This is a genomic window from Escherichia sp. KTE96 (genome assembly GCF_000408525.1).
In the GTDB taxonomy this organism is placed as follows: Bacteria; Pseudomonadota; Gammaproteobacteria; order Enterobacterales; family Enterobacteriaceae; genus Escherichia; species Escherichia marmotae.
On record NZ_KE137147.1, the window covers coordinates 292,519 to 305,907 of the forward strand.

The 13,389-nt window shown below is 50.0% G+C and carries 13 protein-coding genes and 1 other RNA gene; 8 read left to right on the forward strand and 6 right to left on the reverse strand.

Annotation, left to right across the window (positions count from 1 at the left end; all coding sequences use genetic code 11):
* The first annotated feature begins 96 nt into the window (after positions 1 to 96).
* The 3 genes from zapA to A1WG_RS16825 all read left to right on the forward strand — a co-directional run bounded on the left by zapA (position 97) and on the right by A1WG_RS16825 (position 1,274).
* Positions 97 to 426, forward strand: coding sequence for a cell division protein ZapA (gene zapA / locus A1WG_RS16830; protein ID WP_001276008.1), 330 nt, complete (start codon positions 97 to 99; stop codon positions 424 to 426).
* A 41-nt stretch (positions 427 to 467) separates the two neighbouring features.
* A non-coding RNA gene (ssrS, locus tag A1WG_RS22945) (6S RNA) lies at positions 468 to 651 on the forward strand.
* A gap of 20 nt (positions 652 to 671) precedes the next feature.
* Positions 672 to 1,274, forward strand: coding sequence for a 5-formyltetrahydrofolate cyclo-ligase (locus tag A1WG_RS16825; RefSeq protein WP_024191906.1), 603 nt, complete (start codon positions 672 to 674; stop codon positions 1,272 to 1,274).
* Positions 1,275 to 1,355: 81 nt separating this feature from the next.
* Here the strand turns inward: A1WG_RS16825 and A1WG_RS25360 are convergent, their stop codons facing one another.
* From A1WG_RS25360 to rpiA, 3 genes are all read right to left on the reverse strand, one after another.
* The gene (locus tag A1WG_RS25360) at positions 1,356 to 1,400 is read right to left on the reverse strand and encodes a hypothetical protein (RefSeq protein ID WP_370567170.1); all 45 of its coding nucleotides are present in this window, start codon (positions 1,398 to 1,400) and stop codon (positions 1,356 to 1,358) included.
* A 254-nt stretch (positions 1,401 to 1,654) separates the two neighbouring features.
* A complete protein-coding gene (gene serA / locus A1WG_RS16820) occupies positions 1,655 to 2,887 on the reverse strand; it encodes a phosphoglycerate dehydrogenase (RefSeq protein ID WP_001151616.1) in 1,233 nt (410 codons plus the stop codon).
* A 258-nt stretch (positions 2,888 to 3,145) separates the two neighbouring features.
* Complete coding sequence (rpiA, locus tag A1WG_RS16815) at positions 3,146 to 3,805, reverse strand: ribose-5-phosphate isomerase RpiA (protein ID WP_001517038.1); 660 nt, start codon at positions 3,803 to 3,805, stop codon at positions 3,146 to 3,148.
* A gap of 375 nt (positions 3,806 to 4,180) precedes the next feature.
* Here rpiA and argP point away from each other — a divergent pair, with 375 nt between their 5' ends.
* From argP to scpC, 5 genes are all read left to right on the forward strand, one after another.
* The gene (gene argP / locus A1WG_RS16810; protein ID WP_000828349.1) at positions 4,181 to 5,074 is read left to right on the forward strand and encodes a DNA-binding transcriptional regulator ArgP; all 894 of its coding nucleotides are present in this window, start codon (positions 4,181 to 4,183) and stop codon (positions 5,072 to 5,074) included.
* Positions 5,075 to 5,276: 202 nt separating this feature from the next.
* Positions 5,277 to 7,421 (forward strand): methylmalonyl-CoA mutase, encoded by a 2,145-nt coding sequence (gene scpA / locus A1WG_RS16805; protein WP_001517039.1) that lies wholly within the window; start codon positions 5,277 to 5,279, stop codon positions 7,419 to 7,421.
* Complete coding sequence (gene meaB, locus A1WG_RS16800) at positions 7,414 to 8,409, forward strand: methylmalonyl Co-A mutase-associated GTPase MeaB (RefSeq protein ID WP_000606737.1); 996 nt, start codon at positions 7,414 to 7,416, stop codon at positions 8,407 to 8,409. The genes scpA and meaB overlap by 8 nt, the downstream gene beginning before the upstream one ends.
* Positions 8,410 to 8,419: 10 nt before the next feature.
* Positions 8,420 to 9,205 (forward strand): methylmalonyl-CoA decarboxylase, encoded by a 786-nt coding sequence (gene scpB / locus A1WG_RS16795; RefSeq protein WP_001517040.1) that lies wholly within the window; start codon positions 8,420 to 8,422, stop codon positions 9,203 to 9,205.
* 25 nt (positions 9,206 to 9,230) lie between these two features.
* Positions 9,231 to 10,709, forward strand: a complete 1,479-nt coding sequence (scpC, locus tag A1WG_RS16790) for a propionyl-CoA:succinate CoA transferase (protein ID WP_000063070.1) — start codon at positions 9,231 to 9,233, stop codon at positions 10,707 to 10,709.
* Here the strand turns inward: scpC and srsR are convergent.
* The 3 genes from srsR to argO all read right to left on the reverse strand — a co-directional run bounded on the left by srsR (position 10,706) and on the right by argO (position 13,239).
* Positions 10,706 to 11,602: a LysR family transcriptional regulator SrsR gene (gene srsR / locus A1WG_RS16785; RefSeq protein WP_000350787.1), complete on the reverse strand. Its 897-nt coding sequence runs from the start codon at positions 11,600 to 11,602 to the stop codon at positions 10,706 to 10,708. The genes scpC and srsR overlap by 4 nt on opposite strands.
* Positions 11,603 to 11,770: 168 nt before the next feature.
* Entirely contained in the window at positions 11,771 to 12,511 is a 741-nt protein-coding gene (locus A1WG_RS16780; protein ID WP_000669823.1) for an oxidative stress defense protein, read from the reverse strand.
* Positions 12,512 to 12,603: 92 nt separating this feature from the next.
* Positions 12,604 to 13,239, reverse strand: a complete 636-nt coding sequence (gene argO / locus A1WG_RS16775; RefSeq protein WP_001517041.1) for an arginine exporter ArgO — start codon at positions 13,237 to 13,239, stop codon at positions 12,604 to 12,606.
* Between the last annotated feature and the right edge of the window lie 150 nt (positions 13,240 to 13,389).

The following is a 13,389-nucleotide window of genomic DNA, read 5'->3' on the forward strand; positions in this document are numbered from 1 at the left end:
GCTTGTCTCATTGCACCAGGGTAGCTATAGTTTCGCCCCTTCGCAGACCAAAGGTCTGAAGGCGAAGGCAGCGCAGTCAATCAGCAGGAAGGTGGCATGTCTGCACAACCCGTCGATATCCAAATTTTTGGCCGTTCACTGCGTGTGAACTGCCCGCCTGACCAAAGGGATGCGTTGAATCAGGCTGCGGACGATCTGAACCAACGGTTGCAAGATCTGAAAGAACGCACTAGAGTCACAAATACAGAACAGTTGGTTTTCATTGCTGCATTGAACATCAGCTATGAGTTAGCGCAAGAAAAAGCGAAGACTCGTGACTACGCGGCAAGTATGGAACAGCGTATTCGGATGCTGCAACAGACCATAGAACAAGCGTTACTTGAACAAGGTCGCATCACCGAAAAAACGAACCAAAACTTTGAATGACACTTTTCGGTTTACTGTGGTAGAGTAAACGTGAAGACAAAATTTCTCTGAGATGTTCGCAAGCGGGCCAGTCCCCTGAGCCGATATTTCATACCACAAGAATGTGGCGCTCCGTGGTTGGTGAGCATGCTCGGTTCGTCCGAGAAGCCTTAAAACTGCGACGACACATTCACCTTGAACCAAGGGTTCAAGGGTTACAGCCTGCGGCGGCATCTCGGAGATTCCCTTCTTATCTGGCACTAGCCATGACACAACTACCAGAACTTCCACTTACATTATCCCGACAAGAAATCCGTAAAATGATTCGGCATCGACGTCGTGCCTTAACGCCGGAGCAACAACGCGAAATGGGTCAGCAGGCCGCAACCCGGATGATGAACTACCCCCCTGTTGTAATGGCGCATACGGTTGCCGTTTTTCTCTCATTTGATGGCGAACTCGACACCCAACCGCTCATAGAACAGCTCTGGCATGCCGGTAAGCGCGTATATCTTCCAGTTTTGCATCCCTTTAGTGTCGGTAACTTACTGTTCCTGAATTACCATCCGCAAAGTGAACTGGTGGTGAACAGATTAAAAATCCACGAGCCGAAACTGGACGTGCGCGATGTACTTCCCCTTTCCCAATTAGATGTCCTCATAACGCCGCTGGTAGCCTTTGATAAGAACGGTCAACGCCTGGGAATGGGTGGCGGTTTTTATGATCGGACATTGCAAAACTGGCAGCACTATAAAATGCAGCCAGTTGGTTATGCACATGATTGTCAGTTAGTAGAAAAACTTCCTGTCGAAGAGTGGGATATTCCGCTACCTGCGGTGGTTACACCGTCAAAAGTCTGGGAGTGGTGAGGACGACACACCTGCATCGCCCTGATTGACATCGTTTATTCTTTAACCTAATTTAGTGAGTAAGGGTCCTGAGACTGACTGTTAATAAGCTGGCAAATTTATCAGTAACAGTACAATCAGTATGATGACAAGTCACATCATACCCCTTCTCCTTTAAGCCCTCGCTTCGGTGAGGGCTTTACCGTTACAGCGCCATGCTGCACCGCCATCGTAAATCTTCTTCGAGTAAACACAACGTATTGATCTGGCTTTGATTTCTTTCTTCGAGCAGGCTCACAAAGGCGATTGCACAACCCTGCAAATGTGGTGAGAAGCATGGGAAAAGGGACAAAAAAACGGGCAAGTCAGCGACCTGCCCGTTGTTTGTCAGAGAAGGGGAATCAGTACAGCAAACGGGCGCGAATGGTGCCAGGAATAGCTTTCATGGCCTGCAATGCTTTTTCGGCAACGTCTTCATCGGCTTCAATATCAATAACTACGTAGCCCATCTGAGCAGACGTTTGCAGGTACTGCGCGGCGATGTTAACGCCCTGCTCGGCAAATATTTTGTTCAGCGCAGTCAGCACGCCCGGACGGTTTTCATGGATGTGCATCAGACGACGACCACCGTGCAACGGCAGCGATACTTCCGGGAAGTTCACCGCAGAAAGCGTGGAGCCATTGTCAGAGTACTTGATCAATTTTCCTGCAACTTCCAGGCCGATATTCTCCTGCGCTTCCTGAGTCGAACCGCCAATGTGTGGCGTCAGCAGGACGTTGTCGAATTCGCACAGCGGAGAGGTAAACGGATCACTGTTGGTCGCCGGTTCCGTCGGGAATACGTCAATTGCCGCACCAGCAAGGTGTTTGCTCGCCAGCGCGTCACACAGTGCCGGAATATCGACTACAGTACCGCGCGAGGCGTTAATCAGTAGCGAACCGGGCTTCATCAGCGCAATCTCTTTCGCGCCCATCATATTTTTGGTGGACGGATTTTCTGGCACATGCAGACTTACCACGTCGCTCATATTCAGCAGGTCGGAAAGATGTTGCACTTGAGTCGCGTTGCCCAGTGGCAGTTTGTTTTCAATATCATAGAAGTAAACATACATCCCCAGCGACTCCGCGAGAATGCCAAGCTGCGTACCAATATGACCATAGCCAATGATACCCAGCTTTTTGCCGCGAGCTTCAAAAGAACCCGCCGCCAGTTTGTTCCACACGCCACGGTGCGCTTTAGCGTTGGCCTCCGGCACTCCGCGCAATAGCAGCAAAAGTTCGCCAATCACCAGCTCAGCAACGGAACGCGTATTCGAAAACGGTGCGTTAAATACCGGGATCCCACGTTTTGCCGCAGCATTTAAATCAACCTGGTTTGTGCCTATGCAGAAACAACCAATAGCGACCAGCTTTTCTGCGGCATTGATCACGTCTTCTGTCAGATGGGTACGGGATCGCAGGCCGATGAAGTGGGCATCGCGGATGGATTCTTTTAATTGTTCATCATCCAGCGCGCCTTTGTGAAATTCGATGTTGGTGTAACCCGCCGCGCGAAGGCTTTCCAGCGCCTTTTGGTGCACGCCTTCTACCAGCAGAAACTTAATCTTGTCTTTCTCCAGCGATACCTTTGCCATTTACCCAATCCTGTCTTTGAAATGTTGTGTGTGGATTTACATCCGCCTTTCAACATATCAAAAAATAATATTGCGGCAATATGAACGTTTGCGTCGCGATGTTGAGGAAATATCACGCAAGGTTGATTAACAGAAGAAAATGCTGGAGATAAGACTTTGTTTAGAGCGTTAGGTAACAGAGGGTTAAAAACGTGACAGATGTCACCAAATTTAACAATGAAAAAAATTTTTAACGGGGGAGAGAACTCCCCCGTCAGATCATTTCACAATGGTTTTGACGCCGTCAGGTGTGCCAATCAGCGCGACATCCGCACCACGGTTGGCAAACAGACCAACAGTAACCACGCCAGGGATAGCGTTAATTGCATTTTCCATCGCCACCGGGTCAAGAATTTCCATGCCGTGAACGTCGAGGATCACGTTGCCGTTATCAGTCACCACGTCCTGACGGTATTCCGGACGGCCGCCTAATTTCACCAACTGACGAGCTACTGCACTACGCGCCATCGGGATAACTTCTACCGGCAGTGGGAATTTACCCAGAATATCGACCTGCTTGGAAGCATCTGCAATACAGATAAACTTCTTCGCGACTGAAGCGATGATTTTTTCACGGGTCAGCGCCGCGCCGCCACCTTTGATCATCTGCATATGGCCGTTGATTTCATCTGCTCCGTCGACGTAAACTCCAAGGCTGTCCACTTCATTGAGGTCAAAAACGTGAATGCCAAGGCTTTTCAGTTTTTCAGTGGATGCATCGGAGCTGGAAACTGCCCCTTCAATCTGACCTTTCATCGTGCCGAGTGCATCAATAAAGTGTGCGGCGGTGGAACCTGTACCTACACCAACAATGGTCCCGGGCTGAACATACTGAAGTGCCGCCCATCCTACTGCTTTTTTCAATTCATCCTGCGTCATGATCGTTTCGCCTGTGGTATGAAATTTCACACGCATTATATACAAAAAACGCGGTTCAGACCCCGTCAGCAAGTCATGCGACTAACTCATCCATGAATAACAGGCAATAGGGGGAATTCTCTTTCGTCCCTGCAAGCCTGGATATCAGCAGGCATCGGGTGACCCCTTTTATCAACCAGCGTGCATATCTGAAGCTGCACCGATAAAAGTGAAGCTCTACAGAACTTTTCCCGGGTCTCCACAAAGACAAAAAGACACGGTAACGCCACCCAAAATTTCCATTATAGCTACTTTTTCATACGCTAAATGCTCTGTACCCAAAGCAAAATTATGTCATAGTTCGGCATAAGAAAATTTGAGGAGTAGGTTAAAGCAATGAAACGCCCGGACTACAGGACATTACAGGCACTGGATGCGGTGATACGTGAACGAGGATTTGAGCGTGCGGCACAGAAATTGTGCATTACGCAATCAGCCGTCTCACAGCGCATTAAGCAGCTAGAAAATATGTTCGGGCAGCCGTTACTGGTGCGCACTGTCCCGCCGCGGCCTACTGAGCAAGGGCAAAAACTGCTGGCACTGCTTCGCCAGGTTGAGTTGCTGGAAGAGGAGTGGCTGGGCGATGAACAAACCGGTTCAACCCCGCTACTGCTTTCGCTTGCAGTCAACGCCGACAGTCTGGCAACCTGGCTGCTTCCGGCGCTCGCTCCTGTGCTGGCTGACTCGCCTATCCGTCTGAATTTACAGGTGGAAGATGAAACCCGTACCCAGGAGCGCCTGCGTCGTGGCGAAGTGGTCGGCGCGGTGAGTATTCAACATCAGGCGCTACCAAGCTGTCTTGTCGATAAACTTGGCGCGCTTGACTATCTGTTCGTCAGCTCCAAACCGTTTGCTGAGAAATACTTCCCCAACGGAGTAAGCCGCTCCGCGCTGCTCAAGGCACCGGTGGTGGCGTTTGACCATCTTGACGATATGCACCAGGCATTTTTGCAGCAAAACTTCGATCTGCCGCCAGGTAGCGTACCGTGCCATATCGTTAACTCGTCAGAAGCCTTCGTTCAACTCGCTCGCCAGGGAACAACCTGCTGTATGATCCCACACCTACAAATTGAGAAAGAACTGGCTAGCGGCGAGTTAATAGACCTGACACCGGGGCTGTTTCAACGGCGAATGCTCTACTGGCATCGCTTTGCCCCAGAAAGCCGCATGATGCGTAAAGTCACTGATGCTTTGCTCGACTATGGTCACAAAGTACTTCGTCAGGATTAATCAATCACTTAATGCCTGATAGCACATATCAGGCATTTTCCTTCTTTCTTTTTACCTTCTTTGAACAACGTCACAAAAGAGACAAATCTCACACGGCAAAAAACGACGCCTCAATGCATTTTTTTTGCTGGCGACAAACCCGTTTAAAAAGCTCACCGTAAGCGCAAATCCCCTATTTTTATTGCGCTTTATGGAGCAAATAATGTCAAACGTGCAGGAGTGGCAACAGCTTGCCAACAAGGAGTTGAGCCGTCGGGAAAAAACCGTCGACTCACTGGTACGGCAAACGGCGGAAGGGATCGCCATCAAGCCGCTGTATACCGAAGTCGATCTCAACAATCTGGAAGTGACAGGCACCCTTCCTGGCTTGCCGCCCTACGTTCGTGGCCCCCGCGCCACCATGTACACAGCCCAGCCATGGACCATCCGCCAATATGCCGGTTTCTCAACGGCCAAAGAGTCTAACGCCTTTTATCGCCGTAACCTCGCGGCCGGGCAAAAAGGTCTTTCCGTTGCCTTTGACCTCGCCACCCACCGCGGTTACGACTCCGACAATCCGCGTGTTGCTGGCGATGTCGGAAAAGCGGGCGTTGCTATAGACACCGTAGAAGATATGAAGGTGCTGTTCGACCAAATTCCACTGGATAAAATGTCGGTGTCAATGACCATGAACGGCGCAGTCCTGCCAGTACTGGCGTTTTATATCGTGGCCGCTGAAGAGCAAGGAGTTCCCCCCGATAAACTTACTGGCACCATCCAGAACGACATCCTGAAAGAGTACCTCTGCCGCAATACCTATATTTACCCGCCGAAACCGTCTATGCGCATTATCGCTGATATCATCGCCTGGTGTTCCGGCAATATGCCGCGCTTTAATACCATCAGTATTAGCGGCTACCACATGGGCGAAGCGGGTGCAAATTGCGTGCAGCAGGTGGCATTCACCCTGGCTGATGGGATTGAATACATCAAAGCTGCACTCTCTGCTGGTCTGAAAATTGACGACTTTGCCCCACGTCTGTCGTTCTTCTTCGGTATTGGCATGGATCTGTTTATGAACATCGCCATGCTGCGTGCCGCACGTTATCTCTGGAGCGAAGCGGTAAGCGGATTTGGAGCCAAAGATCCGAAATCACTGGCGCTGCGTACCCATTGTCAAACCTCCGGCTGGAGTCTCACCGAGCAAGATCCCTATAACAACGTTATCCGCACCACCATTGAGGCACTGGCCGCGACTCTGGGCGGTACTCAGTCGCTGCATACCAACGCTTTTGATGAAGCTCTTGGTCTGCCGACCGATTTCTCGGCACGTATTGCCCGCAACACTCAGATCATTATTCAGGAAGAGTCAGAACTCTGCCGCACCGTCGATCCGCTAGCCGGTTCTTATTACGTTGAGTCACTAACTGATCAGATCGTGAAACAGGCCAGAGCCATCATTGATCAGATCGACGAAGCCGGTGGCATGGCGAAAGCGATCGAAGCGGGCTTGCCAAAACGAATGATCGAAGAAGCATCTGCGCGTGAACAATCGCTGATCGACCAGGGCAAACGGGTGATAGTTGGCGTGAACAAGTACAAACGGGATCACGAAGACAAAACCGATGTACTGGAGATCGACAATGTGATGGTTCGTAACGAGCAAATTGCTTCGCTGAAACGCATTCGTGCCACCCGTGATGATGCAGCCGTAACCGCCGCGCTGAACACCCTGACTAACGCTGCGCTGCAAAACGAAAACCTGCTGGCTGCCGCTGTTAATGCAGCACGCGTTCGCGCGACATTGGGTGAGATTTCCGATGCACTGGAGGCCGCTTTTGACCGTTATCTGGTGCCGAGTCAGTGTGTTACCGGCGTGATTGCGCAAAGTTATCACCAGTCGGAAAAATCAGCCTGCGAATTTGATGCCATTGTTGCGCAAACGGAGCTGTTCCTCGCCAACAATGGTCGTCGCCCACGTATTCTGATCGCAAAAATGGGTCAGGATGGGCACGATCGCGGAGCGAAAGTCATTGCCAGCGCCTATTCCGATCTGGGTTTTGACGTTGATCTCAGCCCGATGTTCTCGACGCCAGAAGAGATCTCCAGACTGGCGGTAGAAAACGACGTTCATGTGGTGGGCGCATCCTCTCTCGCTGCTGGACACAAAACGCTGATCCCGGAACTGGTCGAAGCCCTTAAAAAATGGGGGCGCGAAGATATCTGTGTAGTCGCTGGCGGCGTTATTCCACCGCAAGATTATGCCTTCCTGCAAGAGCGTGGCGTGGCGGCGATTTATGGCCCGGGTACTCCCATGCTCGACAGTGTACGTGATGTGCTGAACCGAATTAGCCAGCATCATGATTAACGAAACCACACTAGCAGACAACATTCGCCGCTTACGTGAGGGTGAACGAGCCACACTTGCCCAAGCCATGACGCTGGTAGAAAGCCGCCATCCGCGTCATCAGGCGCTAAGTAACCTGTTGCTCGATGCCATCATGCCATTCTGTGGAAATGCGCTGCGGCTGGGCGTTACCGGTACACCCGGCGCGGGGAAAAGTACCTTTCTTGAAGTCTTCGGCATGCAGCTAATTCGCCAAGGGTTGAAGGTCGCGGTGATTGCCGTTGATCCCAGCAGCCCGGTAACCGGTGGCAGCATCCTTGGTGACAAGACACGTATGACCGAACTGGCTCGTGCCGATGCGGCGTTTATTCGCCCGGTTCCGTCATCTGGTCATCTGGGCGGTGCCAGCCAACGAGCACGGGAGTTAATGCTGTTATGCGAAGCGGCGGGTTATGACGTGGTGATCGTTGAAACCGTCGGCGTCGGACAGTCGGAAACGGAAGTAGCCCGCATGGTCGACTGTTTTATCTCACTACAAATTGCCGGTGGTGGTGATGATCTCCAGGGCATTAAAAAGGGGCTAATGGAGGTGGCAGATCTGGTTGTCATCAACAAAGACGATGGCGATAACCACACGAATGTCGCCATTGCCCGCCATATGTACGAAAGCGCCCTACATATTCTGCGTCGCAAATATGAAGAATGGCAACCACGAGTCCTCACCTGTAGCGCACTGGAAAAATGCGGTATCGATGAGATTTGGCACGCGATTATCGATTTCAAAACCGCGCTTACCGCCAGCGGTCGTTTGCCCCTGATGCGGCAGCAACAATCGGTGGAATGGCTGCGTAAGCAAACCGAGGAAGAAGTGCTGCACCACCTGTTCGCTAATGAAGATTTCGATCGCTATTACCGCCAGACGCTATTAGCAGTCAAAAACAACACGCTTTCGCCGCGCACCGGCCTGCGGCAACTCAGTGAATTTATCCAGACTCAATATTTTGATTAAAGGAATTTTTATGTCTTATCAGTATGTTAATGTTGTCACCATCAACAAAGTTGCGATAATTGAGTTTAACTATGGCCGCAAACTCAATGCATTAAGTAAAGTCTTTATTGATGACCTGCTCCAGGCATTAAGCGATCTCAACCGTCCGGAAATCCGTTGTATCATTCTGCGTGCCCCGAGTGGTTCCAAAGTGTTCTCCGCAGGTCACGATATTCATGAACTGCCATCAGGCGGCCGCGATCCACTCTCCTACGATGATCCGCTACGCCAAATCACCCGCATGATCCAAAAATGCCCCAAACCGGTAATTTCGATGGTTGAAGGGAGCGTCTGGGGAGGCGCATTTGAAATGATCATGAGTTCCGATCTGATCATCGCCGCCAGCACCTCCACCTTCTCAATGACGCCAGTTAACCTCGGCGTCCCATATAACCTGGTCGGCATTCACAACCTGACCCGTGACGCGGGTTTCCACATTGTCAAAGAGCTGATTTTTACCGCTTCGCCAATCACAGCCCAACGCGCGCTGGCTGTTGGCATTCTCAACCACGTTGTTGACATCAACGAGCTGGAAGATTTCACCTTACAAATGGCTCACCACATTTCCGAAAAAGCACCGCTGGCGATTGCGGTAATCAAGGAAGAACTGCGCGTGTTGGGCGAAGCACACACCATGAATTCAGATGAGTTTGAACGTATTCAGGGGATGCGCCGGGAGGTTTATGACAGCGAGGATTATCAGGAAGGTATGAACGCCTTCCTGGAAAAACGTAAACCTAATTTCGTCGGTCATTAATGATCTGCGAACAAAGGAGTAAAGGATGAGTATGACCTGGGCAAGGATGACCGCCGATGAAGCGGCGGAAATTATCCGGCACAACGATATGGTGGCATTCAGCGGCTTTACCCCTGCGGGTTCACCTAAAGCCCTGCCTGCTGCTATTGCCCGTCGTGCCAATGAACAGCATGAGGCGAAAAAACCGTACCAAATTCGCCTGCTAACCGGAGCGTCAATTAGCGCCGCCGCCGATGATGTACTCTCTGAAGCTGACGCTGTTTCGTGGCGCGCTCCGTATCAAACATCATCTGGATTACGCAAAAAGATCAATCAGGGTGCGGTCAGTTTTGTTGATCTACATTTGAGCGAAGTAGCGCAAATGGTCAACTACGGCTTCTTCGGTGACATTGATGTTGCGGTAATTGAAGCTTCAGAGATCGCACCGGATGGACGTGTCTGGTTGACCAGTGGGATCGGTAACGCGCCGACCTGGTTACTGCAGGCAAAGAAAGTGATCATTGAACTCAATCACTATCACGATCCGCGCGTTGCGGAACTGGCAGATATTGTGATTCCAGGAGCACCACCGCGGCGCAATAGCGTTTCGATCTTCCATGCAATGGATCGCGTCGGTACTCGTTATGTGCACATTGATCCGAAAAAGATTGTTGCGGTCGTGGAAACCAACTTACCTGATGCAGGTAATATCCTGGATAAGCAAAATCCCATGTGCCAGCAAATCGCTGACAATGTAGTCACCTTTCTGTTACGTGAAATGGCACAGGGGCGTATTCCACCGGAGTTTTTGCCATTGCAAAGTGGGGTTGGCAACATCAATAATGCGGTAATGGCACGTCTCGGAGATAACCCGGATATTCCACCGTTTATGATGTATTCGGAAGTGCTACAGGAATCGGTGGTTCATCTTCTGGAAACCGGCAAAATCACCGGTGCCAGCGCCTCCAGTCTGACAATCTCTGCCGATTCACTGCGTAAGATTTACGACAATATGGACTACTTCTCCAGCCGCATTGTGTTACGTCCGCAGGAGATTTCCAATAACCCGGAAATTATCCGCCGCCTTGGTGTTATCGCTCTGAACGTGGGTCTGGAGTTTGATATTTACGGACATGCCAACTCAACGCATGTTGCCGGAGTTAATTTGATGAACGGTATCGGCGGCAGCGGCGATTTTGAACGCAATGCTTACCTGTCGATCTTTATGGCACCGTCGATCGCCAAAGAAGGCAAGATATCAACTATCGTGCCAATGTGTAGCCATGTCGATCACAGCGAACACAGCGTGAAAGTGATCATCACTGAACAAGGGATTGCCGACCTGCGCGGCCTCTCCCCACTTCAGCGCGCACGCGCTATCATCGATAACTGTGCCCATCCCATGTACCGTGACTATCTGCATCACTATCTGGAAAATGCACCTGGTGGGCATATTCACCACGATCTTAGCCACGTTTTCGATCTGCATCGTAACTTGATCGAAACTGGCTCGATGCTGAGTTAATTGCTCGTACCGTCACGATCTTCAGAAATTTGCTGTAGCATCGTGGCGGTATAGCGATGGTTTTTCAGTGAATAGAGGTATTCCTGCATATACATTGGCGTATGCGGCGCATCAAAATATTTCAGCGTTGCCGGGTTCACCAACCGCCAGGCAAAATGTGGAATGACTGTCAGGAAATGTCCGCGCTCAACGGCGCTTATTTTGGCCATAAAACTGTAGGGACGATAAATGATTGTTGGATTAATCCCACAAGGACGCATGTTCGCATCAATCATCGCTTCATAGTTAGCGCGGTTCTGAAAGCGCATCTGTAACCACGGCAGCTCCTGTAATAACTCCTGCTCCTGGCGTTCTTCAAAACGGCGAGAAACGAGAAACCCCAGTCGCAGCGGCGAAAGTTCGCTGATAGTCAGGCTCTCCAACCCCTTTACACGCCCGGAGACATGCTGCGGAGAGATAATAAAATCAAACTGGTGGTGGAAGAGATTATCAATAACCCCATTCTCACTAAACTCAACCGGCTGGGCTGTCACCCCTTCATATTTATCACCAAGGCTGATTAGCTGATCAAAAATAATCGTCGGATAGGTATTATCTATACCAATTACAATTTCACGAGAACGACGCCCGGAATTATGAATTTCATTATCAATAGCAGAAATTCGTTGGTAAACCGGAAAAAGTTTTTGATAAAGTTCCTGTCCAGCTTTATTAAGACTAATATTGTTATCTTTACGGGTAAACAATGTATAACCAATTTGCTCCTCCAGCGCGGCAATACTTTTGCCGAACGGCGACGCCGTCATATGTATTTTCTCTGCTGCCCGGGCAATATTATTAGTTTGCGCTAATAAAATAAAATTGCGCATCTTTTTTGAAATAAAAATATCCATACCCTCTCCCCAAACATCACTGTCCGCTTAACCGTTTCAGTTATTCAATCTTTGATGAAATCGCGTGCAAAGATAGGTGATTGCATCATGGTTTTACAGAAAATTACAGAAAAAGGAGGCGATATCAGGTGAAGACATTAGCCCGACAAAGGCGTCGGGCTAAAAGTATTATTGTGCGGTAGGTGTTTTTGCAGGTTGCTGATCAACAGGTTCTAACTGGAAGACCACATCAACCTGATCATCAAACTGAATAGCAGCCTGCTCGTAAGTTTCCTGAGTGGAAACCGGCGCGGCATCAGCTTTCATCATTCGAACCATCGGGCTGGGCTGATAGTTGGAAACATGGTAGCGCACGCTATATACCGGACCCAACTTGCGATTAAAGCCGTTCGCCAGCTCCTGTGCCTGATGAATCGCATTATCAATCGCCGCCTTACGCGCTTTATCTTTATAGGCATCAGGTTGCGCCACACCCAAGGAAACAGAACGAATTTCGTTAAGCCCGGCCTTCAGCGCGCCATCCAGCAAAGAATTCAGTTTGTCTAACTGACGAAGCGTTACTTCCACCGTTCTCACCGCCCGGTAGCCTTTCAGAATACTTTTACCATCCTGGTAATCGTAATCAGGCTGGGTGCGTAAATTTGCAGAGCTGATATCTTTTTTCGCGATCTGATTGAGTTCAAGGAAAGAGATATATTGCGCCACACGCTCATCCGCCTGCTTCTTGGCGGTCGCGGCATCCTTCGCTGCCACGTTGACTTCAATCGCAAGGGTGGCAATGTCTGGCACCGCATCCACGCTTGCTGTTCCTGAAGTGACAATATGCGGACCATCCGGTAGTTCATTGGCCTGTACTGCCATTCCGCTGAAACCCATCAATGCCGCCAGGGCGATAACTTTGAACTTCACGTTAGTCTCTCCGTGTTAATTGACTTGCCCAAAATTCAGGACCTCTGGAGGCAAGCTTAGCGTCTCTGTTTTAATTTTCCATCAGATAGCACCTAACTGAGCAAGGCTTGTGCATGGGCAATCCCCTCTTTCGCCAGTTGTAGAGCGATAAACCACATCACGCAGCCCACCACGAAATTGATAATGCGCTGCGCTTTGGCGGTACGCAAACGCGGTGCCAGCCAGGCGGCTAATAACGCCAGGCCAAAAAACCACAGGAAAGAGGCGCTAATCGTCCCGAATGCAAACCAACGTTTTGGGTCAGGATCAAGTTGACCGCCCAGGCTGCCCAGTACCACAAAGGTATCCAGATAGACATGCGGATTCAGCCAGGTCACCGCCAGCATGGTGGCGATAATTTTCCATCGCCCCTGTTTCATCACTTCGGCACTCGCCAGTTCAATATTACTGCCCATCGCAGTTTTAAAAGCGCCAAAGCCATACCACAACAAAAAGGCAACACCACCCCAAGTCACTAATGCCAATAACCACGGAGACTGCATCAGTAACGCGCTACCGCCAAAAATCCCGGCGCAAATCAGGACTAAATCGCTGATTGCACAAAGTAAGGCAATCATTATGTGGTACTGACGGCGAATGCCCTGATTCATCACAAAAGCATTTTGCGGACCGAGCGGCAGAATCATAGCCGCACCAAGCGCAAGACCTTGAAAATAATAAGAAAACACGTTAAAAATTCCGAGTTAATTACCTGATGCAGAGACTATAGCGCGGGATTGTTATTAGATAAAATTGATAATTCTAATAGCATATAAATAATTTTAATATTAATTTAAATAATTCTACTCGGTGACTGATTTTAGAATAACAATCTCAAC

Bases quoted from the DNA above. Each gene is read 5' to 3' on its own strand.
- zapA (WP_001276008.1), top strand. From the start codon at position 97: ATGTCTGCACAACCCGTCGATATCCAAATTTTTGGCCGTTCACTGCGT.
- A1WG_RS16825 (WP_024191906.1), top strand. From the start codon at position 672: ATGACACAACTACCAGAACTTCCACTTACATTATCCCGACAAGAAATC.
- serA (WP_001151616.1), bottom strand. From the start codon at position 2,887: ATGGCAAAGGTATCGCTGGAGAAAGACAAGATTAAGTTTCTGCTGGTA.
- rpiA (WP_001517038.1), bottom strand. From the start codon at position 3,805: ATGACGCAGGATGAATTGAAAAAAGCAGTAGGATGGGCGGCACTTCAG.
- argP (WP_000828349.1), top strand. From the start codon at position 4,181: ATGAAACGCCCGGACTACAGGACATTACAGGCACTGGATGCGGTGATA.
- scpA (WP_001517039.1), top strand. From the start codon at position 5,277: ATGTCAAACGTGCAGGAGTGGCAACAGCTTGCCAACAAGGAGTTGAGC.
- meaB (WP_000606737.1), top strand. From the start codon at position 7,414: ATGATTAACGAAACCACACTAGCAGACAACATTCGCCGCTTACGTGAG.
- scpB (WP_001517040.1), top strand. From the start codon at position 8,420: ATGTCTTATCAGTATGTTAATGTTGTCACCATCAACAAAGTTGCGATA.
- scpC (WP_000063070.1), top strand. From the start codon at position 9,231: ATGAGTATGACCTGGGCAAGGATGACCGCCGATGAAGCGGCGGAAATT.
- srsR (WP_000350787.1), bottom strand. From the start codon at position 11,602: ATGGATATTTTTATTTCAAAAAAGATGCGCAATTTTATTTTATTAGCG.